We start from the raw sequence: 19,016 nt of genomic DNA, 5'->3' as shown, positions 1-19,016 counted from the left end.
CGGCCGGTCAGGCGACCAGCGGCCCGGGCAGCGGCTCGCGGTGCAGCACCGCCAGCCGGGAGACCGCGCGGGTCAGCACCACGTACAGGCGGTGCAGGCCACGCGGCTCGGCAGCCACGATCGCGGCCGGCTCGACGACCACCACGTGGTCGTACTCCAGGCCCTTGACCAGCGTCGCCGGCACCACGGTGACGCGCGCCGCGGCCTCGACGTCGTCGACGGTCGCGGTGGCCACGCCCGCGTCGGCGAGCGCCGCGCGGAGCCGGTCCACCGCGTCGTCGGCCGCGATCACCCCGACCGAGCCGTCGTGGGCCAGCGCCGCCCGCACCTCGGCCACCGTCGCGGCCGTCAGGTCCTCGGCGGTACGCACGTCGAGCGCCCCGTCGTGGCGCAGCGACCGGGCCGCGGGTACGTCGACGGCGAGCGCGGGCAGCAGCCGGTTCGCGAACGCCACCACGACGGCCGGCACCCGGAAACCGACGCTCAGCGGCACCACCGCCGCGTCCGGCTTGCCCAGGTGCCTGAGCGACTCGCGCCAGTCGGTCGCCGCCCAGGGCGCGGTGCCCTGGGCCAGGTCGCCGAGGAGCGTGATCGAGCCGTGTTCGCTGCGGCGGGCGATGGCCCGGCACTGCATGGGGGACAGGTCCTGCGCCTCGTCGACCACCACGTGACCGAAGCCGCCGGGCCGTTCCAGCAGCCCGGCGGCCTCGTCGATGAGCACGGCGTCCGCGGCGGTCCAGCGGGTCGCCTTCGGGGTGCGCCCGACCCTGCCGGCGCGGAACAGCTCCTGCTCCTCGGCGGTGAGCAGCCCGTCGGCGGCGCTGGCGAGCGCGTCGGCGTCGGTGCGCAGGCGGTGCACCAGGCCGTCCGGGGTGAGCGCGGGCCACACCGCGTCGAGCAGGTCGGCGACGGGCTTGATCCGGCTCATCCGGCGCAGCCAGGCGTCGGACGGCGACTCGGCGCGGCGGGCCTCGGCCTGGCGTTGCAGCAGCCCCACCACCCGGGCGCGGACGCGCTCCCGGCCGGTGGCGTACGGCAGGCCCTCCGCGCGGGTCTCGGCGACCACCCGGTGCAGCGGGTCGAGGCCGATCCGCCAGCGGAACGAGCCGTCCGAGACCATGATCGGCTCGGTGGGCGTACCGATGTGGGCGTCGACGGCGCGGCGCAGCACCTCGGCCATCCGGACGTCGTGCTTGAGCGCGGCGGCGGCCGGCTCGTCGACCGCGCGGAGCGGCACCCGGGCGACCAGGTCCTCCACGGTCGCCTGCGCCACCTCGACCTCGCCGAGCGCGGGCAGCACCGCCGCGATGTACGACAGGAACGCGCGGTTCGGCCCGACGATCAGCACCCCGGACCGGCGCAGCCGCTCCCGGTGCAGGTAGAGCAGGTACGCGGCGCGGTGCAGCCCGACCGCCGTCTTGCCGGTGCCCGGGGCGCCCTGGACGCAGATCGAGTCGGCCAGGTCGGCCCGGACCAGCTCGTCCTGCTCGGGCTGGATGGTGGCGACGATGTCCCGCATCGGGCCGACGCGGGGGCGCTCGATCTCGGCGGTGAGGATCCGGCTGGCGGTGCCGAGTTCCTCGCCCCGGTCGAGGTGCTCGTCCTCGAAGCTGGTGAGCACGCCGGCGCTGAACCCGAACCGGCGGCGCACCGCGACGCCCTGCGGGTCGCGGGCACTGGCGCGGTAGAACGAGCGGGAGACCGGTGCGCGCCAGTCCAGCACCAGCGGCTCGCCCAGGTCGTCGGTGACGTGCCGCCGCCCGACGTGGTAGTCGCGCCCGGCGTGGTCCGGGTCCTCGTCCCCGCAGTGCGGGCTGTCGGCGTTCCCGCCGAAGTCGAGCCGGCCGAAGAAGAGCGGGGTGGTCGGGTCGTCGGCCAGCTCCTTGACCCGCCGGGCCATGTGCCGGCCGAGCTGTTCGGCGGTGTACGCGTCGCCGGCCACCTTGTCGCCGGTGGCGAAGAGCGACTCGGCGCGTTCCCGCATCCGGCTCAGCGCGGCGCGGGAGGTGTCCAGATGGGCGCGCTCGGCGACGAGTTCGGCGTCCAGGACGGTGGCGTCTTCCAGTTCTGTTGCGGGCACTGTGAACTCCCAGGGCTCAACATGATGCTCGCTCGCGTGTCCGGGGCGGATGGCCTGCTCCCGGCGCGGGGACGTCCGCTGCGGTGCATGCTCACCGCGGCCGTCGGGCGGTCATCCACTATACGGAACCGCTCCGCGCCGACGCGCCCCCTTTACGTCGTGACCCGGGGCGCTGCCTGCCGCACGTCGGCGCGGGATCATGGGGGCATGACCGAGGCGCGTCCGGAACAGCACCGGGTGACCATCAGCGACCCGCAGGTGATGCGGGCGCTCGCCCATCCCGCCCGTATGGCGATCATGGAACATCTCAGCGCGGCGGAGGGCGGCGCGACCGCCACCGAGTGCGCCCGGATCGCCGGTCTCTCGCCGAGCGCCACCAGCTACCACCTGCGCGAGTTGGCGAAGTTCGGCCTGGTGCGGGAGGCGGCCGGCCGGGGTGACGCGCGGGAGCGGGTGTGGGAGGCGGTGAACCCGTCGTACTCCGTCGAGGTGGGGCGGGACGCCGACCCGGAGACGCACGCCGCCGAGGCGGCCCTGGTGGAGGCCCACCTGGTGCGGGACGCGCAGCGGGTCCGGGAGTGGATGCGCCGGGCGCCGGACGAGTCGCGCGAGTGGTACGAGGCGACCTGGTTCAGCGACAGCGTGCTGCTGCTGACCGCCGAGGAGTTGGCCGAGCTGAACGAGGCGGTCCGGGCGCTGACGTCGCCGTACCGGCAGCGGAACCGGACCGACCCGCCGGCGGGCGCCCGGAAGGTGGCGGTGCAGTACCGGGCGATGCCCATCGACTGACCCGTGGGGTTGCGCCAGCCAGTTGTGAAGGATTATTTTCGAAGTATGTCCTTCACAACTGGTTCATCGCGCTGGTCGGACGTGTGGATCGCCGCCACCGCCCGGGGCGTCTCCAGCTGCGGTGACTTCCTCGCGGCCACCGCGTTGACGCTCGCGCTCCAGTCCGCCGGCGCGGGCGGCCTCGCCGTCTCCGTGCTGCTGCTCGCCGCGACGCTGCCGCTCGTCGCGCTCGCCCCGCTGACCGGTCGACTCGCCGACCGGGTGGACAGCCGGGTCCTGCTGGTCGCCGCCGGCCTGGTCCAGGCCGCGATCTGCGTGGCGCTGGCGTACGCGACGGCTCCGGCCCTGGTCGTCGCGCTGGTGGCGCTGCTGGCGACCGGGCTGGCCGTCACCCAGCCGGTGCTCGCCGCGCTGGTGCCGGTGATGGTCCGGGCCGAGGACCTGCCCCGGGCCGGCGCGCTCAACCAGACCGCCGGGACTCTGGGCGCGCTCGCCGGCCCCGCGCTCGCCGGGCTGCTCGTCGGGCAGTTCGGCACCCGGGTGCCGCTGCTCGTCGACGCGGTCAGCTACCTCGCGCTGGTCGTGGCCGCGCTGCTCATCCGTACCCGACGGGGTGGCCGCGCCACGGCGGCGGCCGGCACCACGTCGACCACGCCGGCCTGGCGGCTGCGGCGCGACCCGCTGCTGGTGGTCCTCGTCGGCAGCGTGGCCGCGGTGGTCGGCGCGGTCGGGGCGATCAACGTGATCGAGGTCTTCTTCATCCGGGAGACCCTGGACAGCTCCACCACCGTCTACGGCCTGGTCACCGGCTCCTGGACGCTCGGCATCGTGCTCGGCGCCTGGCTGTTCGCCCGGGTCGCCCGCCGGCTCGCGGACGACGGCGCGCTGCTCGGCGCCGGGCTGGTCCTGCTCGGCGGCTGCTGCCTGGCGGTGCTCGCGTCGGCGGCGGTGCCGTCGGCGTGGATCCTGGTGCCGATCTGGTTGCTGGGGGGCGTGGCCAACGGCGGCGAGAACGTGTTCGGCAACCTGCTGCTGGCCAGGCGGGTGCCGGAACTGGCCCGGGGTCGCGCGTTCGCGGTCTTCGGCGCGGCGGTGCAGGGCGGCGGGATGGCCGGCTACCTGGTCGGCGGCCTGCTGATGGAGGTGGCCGAGCCCCGGCCGCTGGTCGCCGGCTGCGGGGTGGCCGGCCTGCTGGTCGTGGTGGCGCTCGCCTGGCCGGTCCGCCGCGCGGTACGCGCCGAGCGCGCCGCCGTCCCCGCCGCCGCGCCGCCCCCGGTGGGAGTGGCCGGTTAAGAAGGGGCCCCTCCTCTACCGGAGGCGTTAAGAAGGGGCCCCGCCTTTCACCGGGGTGCGGGGTGGACCACTCCGGGGCTCCCGGCGGGGCGGGGAGCCACCCGCGGGGATACGGTCGGGTCATGGCCGACCGCATCGCCCGCCCCCGGGTGGGGCACATCCAGTTCCTCAACTGCCTGCCCATCTACTGGGGGCTGATGCGGTCCGGCGCGCTGCTCGACGTCGACCTGCACAAGGACTCGCCGGACAAGCTGAGCGCCGACCTGGTCCGCGGCGACCTCGACATCGGCCCGATCACGCTCGTGGAGTTCCTGAAGCACGCCGACGAGCTGCTGCTCCTGCCGGACCTGGCGGTCGGCAGCGACGGCCCGGTGCTCTCGGTCAACATGGTCTCCACCCGGCCGCTGGCCGAGCTGGACGGCGCCCGGGTGGCGCTGGGCTCCACCTCGCGCACCGGAGTGCTGCTCGCCCAGGTGCTGCTCGCCGAGCGGTACGGGGTGCGGCCGGAATACTTCCGCTGCCCGCCGGACCTGACCCAGATGCTGCTGGAGGCCGAGGCGGGGGTGCTGATCGGCGACGTGGCGCTGCGTGCGCTCTACGAGGCGCCCGGCAAGGGCCTCGCGGTGACCGACCTCGGGCAGGCCTGGCACGAGTGGACCGGGCTGCCGATGGTGTTCGCGGTCTGGGCGGTCCGTCGCGACTTCGCCGCCGCCCACCCGGGCCTGGTCAAGGAGGTGCACGAGGCGTTCCTGCGCTCGCGTGACCTGTGCCTGGCCGAGCTGGACCAGGTGGCCGAGGCGGCGGCCCGCTGGGAGCCGTTCGACGCGGCCACCCTGGCGACCTACTTCCGCACGCTCGACTTCTCGCTGGGCGAGCGGCAGGTGGCCGGGCTGCGCGAGTTCGCCCGCCGGGCCGCCGCCTACGGCGAGGTGCCCGCGTTGCCGTCGGGCGGACCGGAGTTCTTCCAGGGCTGAGCGCGCCGGCCGGGGATCAGGTCGGCTCGCGCAGCAGCGCCTCGGTGATCTGCTCGCAGGCCTTCATGCCGTAGTCCCACCCGCCGACGCTGAACGGGCTCTTGACCATCACGCCCATCGTCCAGGTGTCGCCGATGGCCAGGCAGTTGACGTGGTATTCCTGTTCCTTCTGCCGGTCGATCCAGCCGTTCTTGATGGCGATCTTCTTCTGCTGGGCGGCCGGGAACGCCTTGCGGATGCCGAAGTCGCCGTCGCCGCGGACCAGCCGCATCTCGTTGAGCAGCCACTTCGTCCACTTCGGCCCGGCGGCCCGCCCGTCGTCGATGCAGACGCCGAGCCGGGCGGTGTCACGGGGGGACAGCAGCGTGCGGCTCCAGCCGCCGTCGGCGGCGACCTTGCTGTCGGTCAGCTTGCAGATCGAGATCAGTCGCTTGATCGAGGCGGCGCTGCCCACGCTCTCGTAGAACTCCTGGGCCCGGGTGTTGTCGCTGTCGCGGATGATCCGGGTGGCGTCGGCGAGCTTCGCGTCGCTCGGCGTCTTGCCGTCCTCGGCGCTGCGCCGCAGGTAGTCGGCCACCACCCAGGACTTGATCAGGGACGCGGTGGTGCTGGTCTCGGCCATGTTCTTCGAGCCGATGATCTTCCCGGTGCGCTTGTCCAGCACGGACCAGGCGTACCAGCCCTTGAGGTCGAGGTCGTCGAGATCCTTGGCCTCGAACGGCAGCGGCTCCAGCGAGCGGGCCGGCGCCGGTCGGGCGTCGCGGCCGGTGGGCTTCGCGGTGGACCGCTCACCGGTCGCCTCGGGGCGGGACGCGGCGGTGTGCTGCGAGGGCGATCCGGGGACCAGCCGCAGCGAGAGGATCAGCAGTCCGACCAGGGCCACGGCCACGGCGGTGAACGCCAGCGGGCGGTGATGGCTGCCGGGCCGACGCCGGGCGCCGGCCATCAGAGCTTCCCGACCGGCTGCTGCGGCACCTTGAGGGCGGCGCCGGGCTGCGGGGTGACGAGCTGCGTGGCGACGCTGGCGCAGACCTTCGACCCGTAGGACAGGCCGGCGCTGCCGGGGTAGCGCATCATCACCGCGAGGCTCCACTTGTCGGTGACGGCGAGGCAGTTGACGTGCCAGTTGCCGTCGTACACGAGTTGGGTCCAGCCGTTCTTGATGCTCACCGGGCCCTGGGACCTGATCGAGGCGGGCAGGCCGTCGACGATGCCCCACTTGCCGCCGCCGGACTTCGCCTGCTGGCTCTTGATGCTGCCCCGGACGTTGGCCATCTCGTCGAGGACCCACTTCGTCCACTTCGGCCCGGCGGCCTTGCCGTCGGCGATGCAGTCGCCGAGCCGGACCGCGTCCCGGGGGGACATCTGGGTGAAGCTCCACCAGCCCAGGTACGCGGGCACGGTGCCGGCCTTCGTGTCGGTGAGGCCGCAGATCTTGACGGCGCGCTGGAGCACCGGGTTCAGCTTGTTGCCCGGGAGCGGCTTGTAGGACCCGCCAGCCTCGCGGTAGACCCGGTTGGCGCCGTCGTCGTTGCTGTCCCGGATGGCCACGCTCGCCGCCTTCTTCAACGCGGCGGTCGGCTCCTCGTCGCCGAGCTGGCGCAGGTAGTCCGAGACGATCCAGGTCTTGAGCATCGACTCGGTGGAGCTGGTCTGGCTCATGTTCTTCGCGCCGGTGACGGCGCCGGTCTTCCGGTCCATCAGGGCCCAGGAGAAGAACTGGCCCTTGAAGTTCACCGAGACCGGGGCGTCGGCGAGCGTCGGGGGTGGCGGCGCGGTGGGGCTGGGCGCCGGCACCTGCTCGGCGCCGGCACCGACGCCGCCGAGGGTGCTCAGGCCGTCTCCGCCGGAGAGCTTCGCGTACGCGGCGGGCACCAGCAAGCCGCCGCCGACGAGGACCGCCACGACGGCGAGCACCATGGTCACGCGAGGTCGCATGAGTGGGTGAACTCCAGATGTCTGGCCGGGGGGACCGGCGCTTGCGCATGTGTTCGGCCCGATCGCCACAAGGCCGGGGGACGGTGGCCTGAGCGGTGGCGATCAACGGCAGCCGATCGGTGTGCCGGGGGAAGTCTACTTCCGGACCGGCCAACCGCCAGATCCCGACACCCGGCGACTCGCCGGGTGGGCGGGATATTGAGCGGATATGCGGGCCTTGGGAGGTTTTCTGGCCGGCAAGTGGTCGACGTCACACGCGTTTGCCCAGGTCAGAGGCGACCACGGTGAGCGTTGGCCCGATCACCGAAGGTCGTACCGGAATCCTGTTACACCCTCTGGTGTCATCCGGCGCGAGCTGTAACACTGGCTTCATGTATGGCAATGACTTCGCCCCGCCCGAGGACGCTCCGGGCGGCGGCCTGCTCGGCGAGGTGGAAGCCGCGGAGGCGGCGCTGCGCGAGGCGGCGGCGCGGGCCCGGCGGGGCGGTCCGGCGCCGGACGAGGACGCCGAGGCCTACTTCGCCGACGTGATCGACGCCGACCAGAAGATCGAACCCCGGGACTGGATGCCGGAGGCGTACCGGAAGACGCTGATCCGGCAGATCGCCCAGCACGCCCACTCCGAGATCATCGGCATGCAGCCGGAGGGCAACTGGATCAGCCGGGCGCCCTCCCTCAAGCGCAAGGCCATCCTGCTGGCCAAGGTGCAGGACGAGGCCGGTCACGGGCTCTACCTCTACGCGGCGGCCGAGACGCTCGGCATCAGCCGCGACGAGCTGGTCGAGCTGCTGCTGAACGGCCGGCAGAAGTACAGCTCGATCTTCAACTACCCGACCCTGACCTGGGCCGACGTGGGCGCGATCGGCTGGCTGGTGGACGGCGCGGCGATCGTCAACCAGGTGCCGCTGTGCCGCTGCTCCTACGGCCCGTACGCGCGGGCGATGATCCGGGTCTGCAAGGAGGAGTCGTTCCACCAGCGCCAGGGCTACGAGATCCTGCACACGCTGGCCCACGGCACCGAGGCGCAGAAGGCGATGGCCCAGGACGCGGTCAACCGCTGGTGGTATCCGTCGCTGGCCATGTTCGGCCCGCCGGACGGCGACTCCACACACAGCGCGCAGTCGATGGCCTGGAAGATCAAGCGCTTCTCCAACGACGAGCTGCGCCAGCGGTTCGTCGACATGTGCGTCGGCCAGGCGGAGGTGCTCGGCCTGACCATCCCCGACCCGGACCTGCGCTTCAACGAGGAGCGTCAGGCGTACGACTACACCCAGCCCGACTACGACGAGCTGATGCGGGTGATCAAGGGCAACGGGCCGTGCAACCGGGAGCGGATGGCGCACCGGCAGCGGGCCCACGCCGACGGCGCATGGGTACGGGAGGCCGCTACGGCGTACGCCGCCAAGCGGGCGGAGCAGAAGGAAGCGGTGGCGGCATGAGTAGTCAGTCCTCACCCCTGTGGGAGGTCTTCGTGCGGGCCCGGCGCGGCCTGTCGCACACCCACGTCGGCAGCCTGCACGCGCCCGACGCCGAGCTGGCGCTGCGCAACGCGCGCGACCTCTACACCCGTCGCCAGGAGGGCGTCTCCATCTGGGTGGTGCCGGCGAGCGCGATCACCGCGTCCAGCCCGGACGAGAAGGACGCCTTCTTCGACCCGGCGGCCGACAAGGTCTACCGCCACCCGACGTTCTACGAGGTCCCGGACGGGGTGTCGCACCTGTGACGACGGTCTTCGACTTCACGCTCGGCCTCGGCGACGACGCGCTGATCGCGGCGCAGCGGCTCGGCGAGTGGACCACCCGCGCGCCGGAGATGGAGGAGGACATCGCGCTGGCCAACATCGCCCTCGACCAGCTCGGCGCAGCCCGGCTCCTGCTCACGTACGCGGGTGAGCTGGAGGGCGCGGGCCGGGACGAGGACGCGCTGGCCTACCTGCGCGGCGACCGGGAGTTCCGCAACTGCCTGCTGGTCGAGCTGCCCAACGGCGACTTCGCGGTGACCGTGGCGAAGCTGTTCTTCCTGGCCGCCTGGCAACTGCCGCTCTACACCGCGCTGGCCGGCTGCGCCGATGAGCGGCTGGCCGCCATCGGCGCGAAGGCGCGCAAGGAGTCGGCGTACCACCTGGACCACGCCTCGCTCTGGATGAAGCGCCTCGGCGACGGCACCGACGAGTCGCACCGCCGCGCGCAGGACGCGGTCGACCAGGTCTGGCCGTACGTCCACGAGCTGTTCGTCCCGGCCCCGGGGGCGCCCGTCGACCCGGCCACCCTGCGGGCCGACGTCGACGCCACCGTGGCCGCGGTGCTGGACGAGGCGACGCTGACCCGCCCGGAGACGAGCTGGGCGCCGGGCGGCGGCCGGGACGGCGTGCACACCGAGCACCTCTCCTACCTGCTGGCCGAGATGCAGGTGCTGCACCGTGCCCACCCGGGGGCGAGATGGTGACCACGGTGACCGACCCGAGGACGGCCGTAGCGGCGGTGGTGGACCCGGAGCTCCGGGTGATCACCATCGACGAGCTGGGCATCCTGCGCGAGGTCGAGCGGGAGCCGGACACCGGCCGGGTGGTCGTGACCATCACCCCCACCTACACCGGCTGCCCGGCGATGGACGTGATCCGCGCGGACATCCGCCGCGCGCTCGCCGCCGCCGGGCACCCGGACGCCGAGGTCCGCACGGTCTACCACCCGGCCTGGAGCACCGACTGGATCTCCGACACGGGCCGGGCCAAGCTGGCCGCCGCCGGCATCGCGCCGCCCGTCCCGCGCGGCGACGACACGGTGGTCCCGCTGACCCTGGCGGTCCGCTGCCCGCGCTGCGGGTCGCCGGAGACCACGCAGGTCAGCCGGTTCGGCTCCACCGCCTGCAAGGCGCTGTGGCGCTGCCGTTCCTGCTCCGAACCCTTCGACCACCTGAAGGCGCTGTGACTGTCACCATCACCCGTCCGGTGCGCCGCCGGCCGGTCTTCCACCCGCTGCCCGTCGCCGCCGTCGACCGGCTCACCGACGACTCGGTGTCGATCACCTTCGCGGTGCCCGAGGAGTTGCGGGAGACGTTCGCGTTCCGGGCCGGGCAGCACCTCACGGTCCGCCGTCCGGCGGTCGCGGACGACCCGGAGGCCGACGAGGCGCGGCGCTCGTACTCGATCAGCTCCACGCCTGACGAGCTGGCCCGGCACGGCCGGTTGCGGATCGGGGTGCGCGAGGTTCCGGGCGGCGCGTTCTCCGCGTACGCCTGCGGCGCGCTGCGTGGCGGCGACACCGTCGAGGTGCTGCCGCCGCTGGGGCACTTCACGTCCGCGTTCGCCCCGGACCGGGTCCGCCGGTACGGCGCGGTGGTCGCCGGCTCCGGCATCACGCCGGTGCTCGGCCTGGCCGCGACCGCGCTGGCCGTCGAGCCGGCCAGCACGTTCACCCTGGTGTACGGCAACCGCACGGCGAACACGGTGATGTTCGCCGAGGAGTTGGCCGACCTGAAGGACCGCTATCCGACCCGGCTGCACCTGGTGCACGTGCTCTCCCGCGAGATGGGCGAGTCACCGCTGCTCTCCGGGCGGATCGACGCGGACCGGCTGACCCGGCTGCTCGACACCGTGGTGCCGGGCGACGAGATCGAGGAGTGGTTCCTCTGCGGCCCGTACGGCATGGTGGAGGACGCCAAGGCGGTGCTGGCCGCGCGCGGTCTGCCCGACAAGGCGGTGCACACCGAACTGTTCCACGTGGACTCCGCGGCGGAGCCGGCGCGCCGCCCGGTCGAGCGGACCGGTGACGGGTCCGGCACCGAGGTGACGCTCGTGCTGGACGGGCGTTCGTCGAGTTTCACCATGGGCCGGGACGAGCGGGTGCTGGACGCGGCGCTGCGGGTGCGGAGCGAGCTGCCGTACGCCTGCAAGGGCGGGGTCTGCTCGACCTGCCGGGCCCGGGTGGTGGAGGGCGAGGTGACGATGGCCCGCAACTACGCGCTGGAGCCGGACGAGGTGGCCGCCGGATACGTGCTGACCTGCCAGTCCAGCCCGATCACCGACAGGCTGACGGTCGACTACGACGCGTGACATGTAGAACGCGACGTTCTACACTTGGTCGCATGGAGCGGATCGCTGTTCGGGAGCTGAACCAACACACCAGCCGGGTGTTGGCCCGGGTGCGCGCGGGCGAGACGGTCGAGGTGACCGACCGGGGGGAGCCGATCGCCCGTCTCGTCCCGGTGCTGGCCGGCGACGCCCTGCTCGGACGACTGGTGGCCGAAGGCCGGGCGACGGCACCGACCGCGGCCGGGCCGGTGCCGATGCCGCCGGTGCTCGGCGATCCCACGGTGGACGTCGCGGCGGCCCTGGTCGAGGCGCGTGACGAGGAGCGCTGGTGATCTACCTCGACTCGGCGGCGGTCATCAAGATGCTCCGGCGGGAGGAGGAGACCCCAGAACTGCTTGGCTGGTTGAACGACCGTGCCGGCACGGCCCTGGTCTCGTCGGTCCTGGTCGAGGTGGAGGTGCCGCGAGCGCTGCGCCGCGCTGCGCCGCAGGCGCTGGTCGGTGTCCCGTCGGTGTTGGGCCGCCTCTACCGGGTGGAGATCGACGCCGCGGTCCGGGCAACTGCGGGCGCCTATCCGGAGCCGATGCTGCGCAGTCTCGACGCGATCCACCTCGCCACCGCGGAGATCCTGGCCCGCCAGGCGGCCACCGAGTTCGTGGCCTTCCTGACCTACGACCGGCGGCTGCTGGAGGCGGCCAAGGCGGTGGGGTTGCCGGTGGCGAGCCCCGGGATGGCCTGACCCGGCGACTGGGGTTCTCGTCACCTGGCCGAGGAGGGGCGTGTCCGCCGTCGAGGGCGCGACGTAGGCTCGGGGACGTGACGGTGAGCCGGGAGATCGACGACATCCTGCAGCGTGGCGCGGACGGCGGGCGGATCACGCCCGAGGAGGCCCTGCTGCTCTACACCGAGGCGCCCTTCCACGCGTTGGGCGAGGCGGCCGACGCGGTCCGGCGGCGCCGCTACCCGGACAACATCGTTACGTACCTGATCGACCGCAACATCAACTACACGAACGTCTGCGTGACGGCGTGCAAGTTCTGCGCGTTCTACCGGGCCCCCAAGCACGCCGAGGGCTGGACCCACCCGACCGAGGAGATCCTGCGCCGTTGCGGCGAGGCGGTCGAGCTGGGCGCCACCCAGGTGATGCTCCAGGGCGGGCACCACCCGGACTACGGCGTCGACTACTACGAGGAGCTGTTCTCCTCGGTCAAGCAGGCCTACCCGCAGCTCGCCATCCACTCGATCGGCCCGAGCGAGATCCTGCACATGGCGAAGGTCTCCGGCGTGAGCCTCGACGAGGCCATCGCCCGGATCAAGGCCGCCGGCCTGGACTCGATCGCCGGCGCCGGGGCCGAGATGCTGCCGGACCGGCCGCGCAAGGCCATCGCACCGCTGAAGGAGTCCGGCGCGCGCTGGCTCGAGGTGATGGAGTTGGCGCACCGGCAGGGCCTGGAGTCGACCGCGACCATGATGATGGGCACCGGCGAGACCAACGCGGAGCGGATCGAGCACCTGCGGATGATCCGGGACGTGCAGGACCGCACCGGCGGCTTCCGGGCCTTCATCCCGTGGACCTACCAGCCGGAGAACAACCACCTGAAGGGCCGCACCCAGGCCACCGCGCTGGAATACCTGCGCCTGATCGCGGTGGCCCGGCTCTTCTTCGAGACGGTGCCGCACCTGCAGGCGTCCTGGCTGACCACGGGCAAGGACGTCGGGCAGCTCGCCCTGCACATGGGCGTGGACGACCTCGGCTCGATCATGCTGGAGGAGAACGTCATCTCCTCGGCCGGCGCCCGGCACCGGTCCAACCTGCACGAGCTGATCGGCATGATCCGCTCGGCGGACCGGATCCCGGCCCAGCGGGACACGCTCTACCACCGGCTCGCGGTGCACCACACGCCCGCCGACGACCCGAGCGACGACCGGGTGGTCTCGCACTTCTCGTCGATCGCCCTGCCGGGCGGCGGCGCCGGCCGGTCGCTGCCGTTGGTCGAGGTGAACTGACCGCTCGCGTGGGTGCCCGCACGGTCGGTGACGGCCGGCGCGCGTCGGCGTTCGGTCGAACGGCCGATGGTTGCTGAGCGAAAGGGTGCTTCCGGCAGGCTGGTCGTCCGGCCGCCGGTCGGGGCGCAGGGGAGCAAGAGCGATCAATTCGGACCGCCATTAAGCGATCCTTAGGTGTGCAGGTCGTGAACGTCCGTCGAGCGGGATGGCGGGGAAGATCGCAGACCGCTAATGTCCCCGCCCGTACCCTTTCCTGCACCCCACGGGGGGATCCACTTCCATGCTTATCCGTAGTCGCGTGCTCGCCGGTGCCACCGGCGTCCTCGCCGCCGGCCTCTTCGCCGCGCCGGCGATGGCCGAGCCGGCCTCGGCCGACCTGGCCATCGAGGCCACCGGCACCACGATCGCCGTGGGCGCGCCGGGCAAGACCGCGAGCGTCTCCCTGCTCAACAAGAGCAAGGTGGACGCCAAGGGCATCCTGGTCGGCCTGGACATCAGCAAGCTCGACACCAGCAAGGTGGACATTGACGAGTCCGGCTGCAACAAGCGCGAGGACGGCATCATCCTCTGCGGCATCCAGGGCGACACCCTGAAGGCCGGCGCGGACGTCGACTGGGGTTTCCCGCTGAAGCGCAAGGGCGCCGGGGTCGGCGACGCCGGCGAGATCAGCGCCATCATCCTGCACGACGGCCCGGACCCGGACGAGTCCAACAACGAGGTGACCGTCAAGGTCAACGTCGAGGGCACCGGCCCGGACCTGACCGTGGTCGCGTCCGACGTGGACAAGGCCGTCAAGGTCGAGGGCAACAAGATCTCCGTGGTGGGTGACCTGCACGCCGGTGAGACCGCCCAGCTCATCTACAGCACCTGGAACCAGGGCGACGCCACCGCGGCCGGCCTGAAGATCTCGGTCAAGCTGCCCAAGGGCGTCACGTTCGCCGAGGCCGAGGAGGGCTGCGTGGACGACGCCGCCAAGTCCTCCCGGGTCTGCACCTACGCGAGCCTGGACCTGATCCCGGAGTCGAAGGACAAGCCGGGTGACGAGCCGATCGCCGGTCTCCGCGCCTACCACCTGCTCACCGTCGGCAAGGACGTCAAGGCCGGCAGCCTGAGCGGCGGCAAGGTCACCGTCGAGGCGCTGGGCACCCAGTCGCTCACCGCCCGCGCCGCCGGCCGCAGCGCCCTCCCGGCGAACGCCGAGGCCGCCGCGCCCGTCGAGGTCGACGCCACCGACAACACCGACGCGTACGCTGTCGTGGTCGCCGCCGCCGCCGGCGGTTCCGGTGGCGGCGAGGGTGACGACGACGGTGGCCTGCCGGTCACCGGCCCGCAGGCCGGCCTGCTCGGCGGCGTCGGCGTCGCCGTGCTGGCCGCCGGTGGCGCGCTGTTCATGGCCGCCCGCCGTCGTCGCGTGGTCCTGGTGACCCCGGGCGACGAGAAGTCGGCCGTCTGACGCCTGTCGTCCTCCATCGGCCCATGAGGGCCGTTCACATAATGCACCGCGGCAGGGGCGGGATGGGTGACCATCCCGCCCCTGCTGTTCGTCGAGGTAGATGGGATTTCCATCGGCGCAGCGCTGGCGCCGCGCCGCGTCGCTCCGGTACCGTCCGTTCGTTCCGTGCCTGATCGGCACGTCCCTACCCCCGGGGGAACCATGACCTTCCGTTACCGATCCACACTGGCGCGTGCCGGCGTGGTGGCCCTGCTCTCCACCGCCGGCCTCGGCGCGGTCGGCGGCCCGGCGTACGCCGCCGGCGACGCCGACCTCCAGCTCATCCCGCTCAGCTACCAGCTCGCCAAGGGCGTCGACGAGGCCAAGGCCAAGCCGTTCAAGTTCCAGGTGAACAACGCCACCGGCACGGTCGACGCCAAGGACGTCCGCGTCACCGTGGAGACGAAGGGCCTCAAGTCCGGCAAGGTGGGGGTGCTCGTCCCGGACGGCTGCAAGGTCTCCGGCACCGCCTTCTCCTGCCTGCTCGGCGACCTGGCCGCCGGCACCACCGAGGACTTCGGCATCCCGCTCTTCTCCACCGGGGGCAGGGGCGCGGCCGGCACGCTCACGGTCTCCATCAGCGCGGCCAACGGCGACGGGATCCTGGACACCGTCGACCACGACGTCACCGTCACCGCGCCCGGCTACGACCTCACCACCTGGGTGCAGGACGTCCACGCCGACGTGCAGGTCGACGGCGACGAGACCGGCGAGGTGAACCTCCGTCCGGTGCGGCCGGGCGAGACCGCGCCGCTGGACTGGGCCGTCTTCAACGACGGCAGCAAGAAGGCCACCGGCGTCGCGTACGGGATCACGCTGCCGGCCGGCGTCACCTTCGCCGAGCTGCCCGAGGGCTGCGAGGCGCAGGAGCTGGGCGGCACCGCGCAGGCGTACTGCGTGGACCGGGGCGTGGTGCTCAAGCCCGGCCAGTACTACGCCGCCCCGGTGCGGGTGAAGGTCGGCGCGGACGTGACCGAGAAGCTGCTCCGTCCCGGCTTCGTCTGGGCCGAGGGCCTGGAGCGCGCCGCCGGTGAGCCCGAGGAGGCACCGCGCGTCGCCAGCTCGGCCCAGCGTCGTACCTTCTCCGAGGTCGACGACGGCGACAACACCGCCCAGTTCGACGTCTTCGTCGACCCGAGCGCGGAGCCGACCCCGAACCCGACGCCCACCCCGACCGCCACGCCGACGGCCGAGCCGACCCCGAGCGGCAGCGCGACCGCGGTGCCGACCCCGACCGCGGGCGGTGGCAGCGGCGGTGGCTCCGGCGACGGCGGCCTGCCGGTGACCGGCATGCAGGTGGGCCTGATCGGCGGCATCGGCGCGGTCGTGCTCGCCGCCGGCGCGGCGCTGCTGATGCTGTCCCGGCGCCGCAAGGTGGTCCTGGTCGCGCCGAGCGACGAGCGCACCGAGGACTGAGCCGGTCGCACCGGACACGGCCGGGGGGCGAGGTGGGCGACCACCTCGCCCCCGCGCCGTACCCGGGGTGGGTTGCTGGCAGAGTGGAGGGGTGAACAGTCGTTCCCCGCAGGGCGGGCGCGCCAGCCTGGAGAAGCAGCCGCACGAGGTCGCCGCCATGTTCGACGGCGTGGCGGCCCGTTACGACCTGACCAACACCGTGCTCTCCTTCGGGCAGGACCGGTCCTGGCGGCGGGCCACCCGGGCGGCGCTCGGGCTGCGTCCCGGCGAGCGGGTGCTCGACGTCGGCGCCGGCACCGGCGTCTCCACCGAGGAACTGGCCCACTCCGGCGCGTACGCGGTCGGCGCCGACCTGTCGCTGGGCATGCTGCACGCCGGCAAGCGCACCCGTCCGGCGGTGCCGCTGCTGGCCGGGGACGCGTTGCGGCTGCCGTTCGCCGACGCCAGCTTCGACGCGGTGACCATCTCCTTCGCGCTGCGCAACGTGAACGACACCGACGCGGCCCTGCGCGAGCTGGCCCGGGTCACCCGGCCGGGCGGGCGGCTGGTGGTGTGCGAGTTCAGCACCCCGGTCAACCCGGCGTTCCGGACGGTCTACCTGTCGTACCTGATGCGGTCGCTGCCGGCGGTGGCGCGGGCGGTGTCGAGCAACCCGGACGCCTACGTCTACCTCGCCGAGTCGATCCGGGCGTGGCCGGATCAGGCGGCGCTGGCCGCCCGGGTCGGCGCGGCCGGCTGGGGCCGGGTGGGGTGGCGCAACCTGACCGGCGGCGTGGTCGCGCTGCACCGCGCGGTCCGGAACTGATCGCCGCTTCGCGCCATTTCGTGAATGTCGGACTTCGGGCTGGTTCGCGCCGTAGGCTCGCGCCCATGACCGGATCCGACCAGGCCGCCACCGACGACGACGCCGCCGAGCTGATCGCGCAGCTCAGGGAGTTGGCCGGCGCGGATCCGGCGGAGGTCCGCCAGGTGGTCGCCGAGGTGCTGGCGGCATTGGACCGCGCGGCCGGCGGTGCGCTGCGCGACCACCTGCCCGAGACGATCCGGCTCGACGCCGGCCTCGGACCGGCCGCGCCGGCCCGCCCGTGACCGATCTCCACACTCTTACCGGCCGGTTTCCGAGAAGTTAGGCCCCCCTGGGCGCATACAGGTGTAACGCCGGTCATAGACTCCAACCCGATCGGCTTGTGAAGCATTTCACGAGCATGCGGGAGGAGGCGCGGATGACCGCGGTGGAGAACGACGCCGACGTCATCGTCGTGGGCGCCGGTCCCGGAGGATCGGCCACGGCACACCACCTGGCGCGGCACGGCGTACGCGTGCTGCTGCTGGAGAAGACGGAGTTTCCCCGGGAGAAGGTCTGCGGCGACGGGCTCACGCCCCGGGCCGTGCGGCAGCTCATCCGGATGGGCGTGGACACCTCGCCCGAGGCCGGCTGGCTGCACAACAAGGGCCTGCGGGTGATCGGCGGCGGCGTCCGCCTGGAGCTGGACTGGCCCGACCTGGCCAGCTTCCCCAACTACGGCCTGGTCCGGACCCGGCTCGACTTCGACGACCTGCTCGCCCGCCAGGCGGTCGCCGCCGGTGCGGAGCTGCGGACCAGCGTCAACGTCCTGGCCCCGGTGCTCGACGCGGACGACCGGGTGATCGGCGTGCAGGCCGAGGTCGGCCCGGACAAGGAGCCGGCCACCTTCCACGCGCCGCTGGTGGTCGCCGCGGACGGCGTCTCCGGCCGCTTCCCGCTCGCGCTCGGCATGGCCAAGCGGGAGGACCGGCCGATCGGCGTGGCGGTCCGCCGCTACTACCGCTCGCCCGCCAAGCACGACGACGACTACCTGGAGTCCTGGCTGGAGCTGCGGGCCAAGGGCAACGACGCGCTGCTGCCCGGCTACGGCTGGATCTTCGGGCTCGGCGACGGCCGGGTGAACGTCGGCCTCGGCGTGCTCAACTCCTCCTCGGCCTTCGGTAAGACGAACTACCGCAGGCTGCTCACCGACTGGCTGGCCAACACCCCGGAGGACTGGGGGATGACCGACGAGGCCAACGCGGAGGGTCCGATCCTCGGCGCCGCCCTGCCGATGGGCTTCAACCGGGTCCCGCACTACAGCCGGGGCGTGCTGCTCGTCGGCGACTCCGGCGGCATGGTGAACCCGTTCAACGGCGAGGGCATCGCGTACGCGATGGAGTCCGGCGAACTGGCCGCGGAGATCGCGGTGCAGGCGCTCGCCCGCCCGGCCGGCGCCGAGCGGGAACGCGCGTTGATGGCCTACCCGCAGGAGCTGAAGGCCCGCTTCGGCGGCTACTACCGGCTCGGCGGGATCTTCGTGAAGCTGATCGGCCGCCCCGAGGTGATGCGGATGGCCACCAAGCACGGCATGCCGCACCCGATGTTGATGCGCTTCGTGCTCAAGCTGCTGGCGAACCTCACCGACCCGCGCGGCGGGGACGCCATGGACCGGGTCATCAACGCCATGACGAGGGTGGCGCCGGCCGTGTAGGAACCACCGGCCCGGGGTCGACCGACCACGGGCCGGACAGAGATCGACCCCCGCCGACCGAGGTCGTCAGGGACGTGAATAGTGTGATTTTGGCCAACCACCGAGGTCAGGGAAGGACGAGCAGGGGACAACGATGACGCTCTCTCCTTATGCACCCATCATCGGGCTGTTCGCCCTCGCCGCGGGGTTCGCACTGTTCTCCGTGGCCGCCGCCCGATTCGCCGGCCCCCGGCGACTGAACAAGGCCAAGCTCGAGGCGTACGAGTGTGGCATCGAGCCGAGCCCGCAGCCGGTCGGCGGCGGCCGGTTCCCGATCAAGTTCTACCTGACGGCGATGCTCTTCATCGTCTTCGACATCGAGATCATCTTCCTCTACCCCTGGGCGGTCTCCTTCGACGCCCTGCCGATCTTCGGCTTCGTGGAGATGGTCATGTTCATCGTCGCGGTCTTCGTCGCCTACGCCTACGTCTGGCGGCGCGGCGGCCTGGACTGGGACTGA

General features: G+C 72.7%; 20 protein-coding genes. 17 read left to right on the top strand and 3 right to left on the bottom strand.

The annotated features are described in order from the left end of the window. Positions 1–7 precede the first annotated feature (7 nt). The gene (locus H1D33_RS22350) at positions 8–2,080 is read right to left on the bottom strand and encodes a HelD family protein (RefSeq protein WP_181571295.1); all 2,073 of its coding nucleotides are present in this window, start codon (positions 2,078–2,080) and stop codon (positions 8–10) included. A gap of 207 nt (positions 2,081–2,287) precedes the next feature. On the opposite strand from H1D33_RS22350, the gene H1D33_RS22345 reads away from it, so the two are divergent. The 3 genes from H1D33_RS22345 to H1D33_RS22335 all read left to right on the top strand — a co-directional run bounded on the left by H1D33_RS22345 (position 2,288) and on the right by H1D33_RS22335 (position 5,136). Beyond that, the gene (locus H1D33_RS22345; RefSeq protein ID WP_181571296.1) at positions 2,288–2,869 is read left to right on the top strand and encodes an ArsR/SmtB family transcription factor; all 582 of its coding nucleotides are present in this window, start codon (positions 2,288–2,290) and stop codon (positions 2,867–2,869) included. Positions 2,870–2,914: 45 nt separating this feature from the next. Continuing rightward, entirely contained in the window at positions 2,915–4,162 is a 1,248-nt protein-coding gene (locus H1D33_RS22340; protein ID WP_181571297.1) for an MFS transporter, read from the top strand. Positions 4,163–4,284: 122 nt separating this feature from the next. Beyond that, complete coding sequence (locus tag H1D33_RS22335) at positions 4,285–5,136, top strand: menaquinone biosynthetic enzyme MqnA/MqnD family protein (protein WP_181571298.1); 852 nt, start codon at positions 4,285–4,287, stop codon at positions 5,134–5,136. 16 nt (positions 5,137–5,152) lie between these two features. Here H1D33_RS22335 and H1D33_RS22330 read toward each other — a convergent pair whose 3' ends face one another. Both H1D33_RS22330 and H1D33_RS22325 read right to left on the bottom strand, forming a co-directional pair. Continuing rightward, positions 5,153–6,082, bottom strand: coding sequence for a serine hydrolase (locus H1D33_RS22330; RefSeq protein ID WP_181571299.1), 930 nt, complete (start codon positions 6,080–6,082; stop codon positions 5,153–5,155). Beyond that, entirely contained in the window at positions 6,082–7,074 is a 993-nt protein-coding gene (locus H1D33_RS22325; protein WP_181571300.1) for a hypothetical protein, read from the bottom strand. Before H1D33_RS22325 ends, H1D33_RS22330 begins: the two co-directional genes overlap by 1 nt. Before the next feature lie 371 nt (positions 7,075–7,445). Between H1D33_RS22325 and paaA the strand changes: the two genes are divergently transcribed. The 14 genes from paaA (at position 7,446) to H1D33_RS22255 (ending at position 19,016) form a co-directional block, all read left to right on the top strand. Then, positions 7,446–8,513, top strand: a complete 1,068-nt coding sequence (paaA, locus tag H1D33_RS22320; protein ID WP_181571301.1) for a 1,2-phenylacetyl-CoA epoxidase subunit PaaA — start codon at positions 7,446–7,448, stop codon at positions 8,511–8,513. Then, positions 8,510–8,797, top strand: a complete 288-nt coding sequence (gene paaB, locus H1D33_RS22315; RefSeq protein ID WP_181571302.1) for a 1,2-phenylacetyl-CoA epoxidase subunit PaaB — start codon at positions 8,510–8,512, stop codon at positions 8,795–8,797. The genes paaA and paaB overlap by 4 nt, the downstream gene beginning before the upstream one ends. Continuing rightward, on the top strand, positions 8,794–9,519 hold the full coding sequence (gene paaC / locus H1D33_RS22310) for a 1,2-phenylacetyl-CoA epoxidase subunit PaaC (protein ID WP_181571303.1): 726 nt from the start codon (positions 8,794–8,796) through the stop codon (positions 9,517–9,519). Before paaB ends, paaC begins: the two co-directional genes overlap by 4 nt. A gap of 5 nt (positions 9,520–9,524) precedes the next feature. Next, positions 9,525–10,001 carry a 1,2-phenylacetyl-CoA epoxidase subunit PaaD gene (paaD, locus tag H1D33_RS22305; RefSeq protein WP_307755238.1) on the top strand — a complete coding sequence of 159 codons (477 nt, stop codon included), beginning with the start codon at positions 9,525–9,527 and terminating at the stop codon, positions 9,999–10,001. After that, positions 9,998–11,125 (top strand): 1,2-phenylacetyl-CoA epoxidase subunit PaaE, encoded by a 1,128-nt coding sequence (gene paaE / locus H1D33_RS22300; protein ID WP_181571305.1) that lies wholly within the window; start codon positions 9,998–10,000, stop codon positions 11,123–11,125. The genes paaD and paaE overlap by 4 nt, the downstream gene beginning before the upstream one ends. 32 nt (positions 11,126–11,157) lie before the next feature. Continuing rightward, positions 11,158–11,436 (top strand): type II toxin-antitoxin system Phd/YefM family antitoxin, encoded by a 279-nt coding sequence (locus tag H1D33_RS22295; RefSeq protein ID WP_181571306.1) that lies wholly within the window; start codon positions 11,158–11,160, stop codon positions 11,434–11,436. Then, the gene (locus H1D33_RS22290) at positions 11,433–11,843 is read left to right on the top strand and encodes a PIN domain-containing protein (protein WP_181571307.1); all 411 of its coding nucleotides are present in this window, start codon (positions 11,433–11,435) and stop codon (positions 11,841–11,843) included. The genes H1D33_RS22295 and H1D33_RS22290 overlap by 4 nt, the downstream gene beginning before the upstream one ends. Positions 11,844–11,920: 77 nt before the next feature. Further along, on the top strand, positions 11,921–13,111 hold the full coding sequence (gene mqnC / locus H1D33_RS22285) for a cyclic dehypoxanthinyl futalosine synthase (RefSeq protein WP_091062863.1): 1,191 nt from the start codon (positions 11,921–11,923) through the stop codon (positions 13,109–13,111). Positions 13,112–13,391: 280 nt separating this feature from the next. Continuing rightward, a complete protein-coding gene (locus tag H1D33_RS22280) occupies positions 13,392–14,564 on the top strand; it encodes a hypothetical protein (RefSeq protein ID WP_181571308.1) in 1,173 nt (390 codons plus the stop codon). A gap of 201 nt (positions 14,565–14,765) precedes the next feature. Then, positions 14,766–16,019, top strand: coding sequence for a COG1361 family protein (locus H1D33_RS22275; RefSeq protein WP_181571309.1), 1,254 nt, complete (start codon positions 14,766–14,768; stop codon positions 16,017–16,019). A gap of 91 nt (positions 16,020–16,110) precedes the next feature. After that, positions 16,111–16,824 (top strand): demethylmenaquinone methyltransferase, encoded by a 714-nt coding sequence (locus H1D33_RS22270; RefSeq protein WP_181571310.1) that lies wholly within the window; start codon positions 16,111–16,113, stop codon positions 16,822–16,824. Between the two features lie 65 nt (positions 16,825–16,889). After that, positions 16,890–17,108, top strand: a complete 219-nt coding sequence (locus H1D33_RS22265) for a hypothetical protein (RefSeq protein WP_181571311.1) — start codon at positions 16,890–16,892, stop codon at positions 17,106–17,108. Between the two features lie 134 nt (positions 17,109–17,242). After that, positions 17,243–18,517: a geranylgeranyl reductase family protein gene (locus H1D33_RS22260; RefSeq protein WP_181571312.1), complete on the top strand. Its 1,275-nt coding sequence runs from the start codon at positions 17,243–17,245 to the stop codon at positions 18,515–18,517. Between the two features lie 133 nt (positions 18,518–18,650). Further along, on the top strand, positions 18,651–19,016 hold the full coding sequence (locus H1D33_RS22255) for an NADH-quinone oxidoreductase subunit A (protein WP_089154551.1): 366 nt from the start codon (positions 18,651–18,653) through the stop codon (positions 19,014–19,016).

It is taken from the genome of Micromonospora ferruginea (assembly GCF_013694245.2).
Taxonomy (GTDB): domain Bacteria; phylum Actinomycetota; class Actinomycetes; order Mycobacteriales; family Micromonosporaceae; genus Micromonospora; species Micromonospora robiginosa.
The sequence above is the reverse complement of the archived record's forward strand: the minus strand, read 5'-3'. Positions and strand labels throughout refer to the sequence as shown.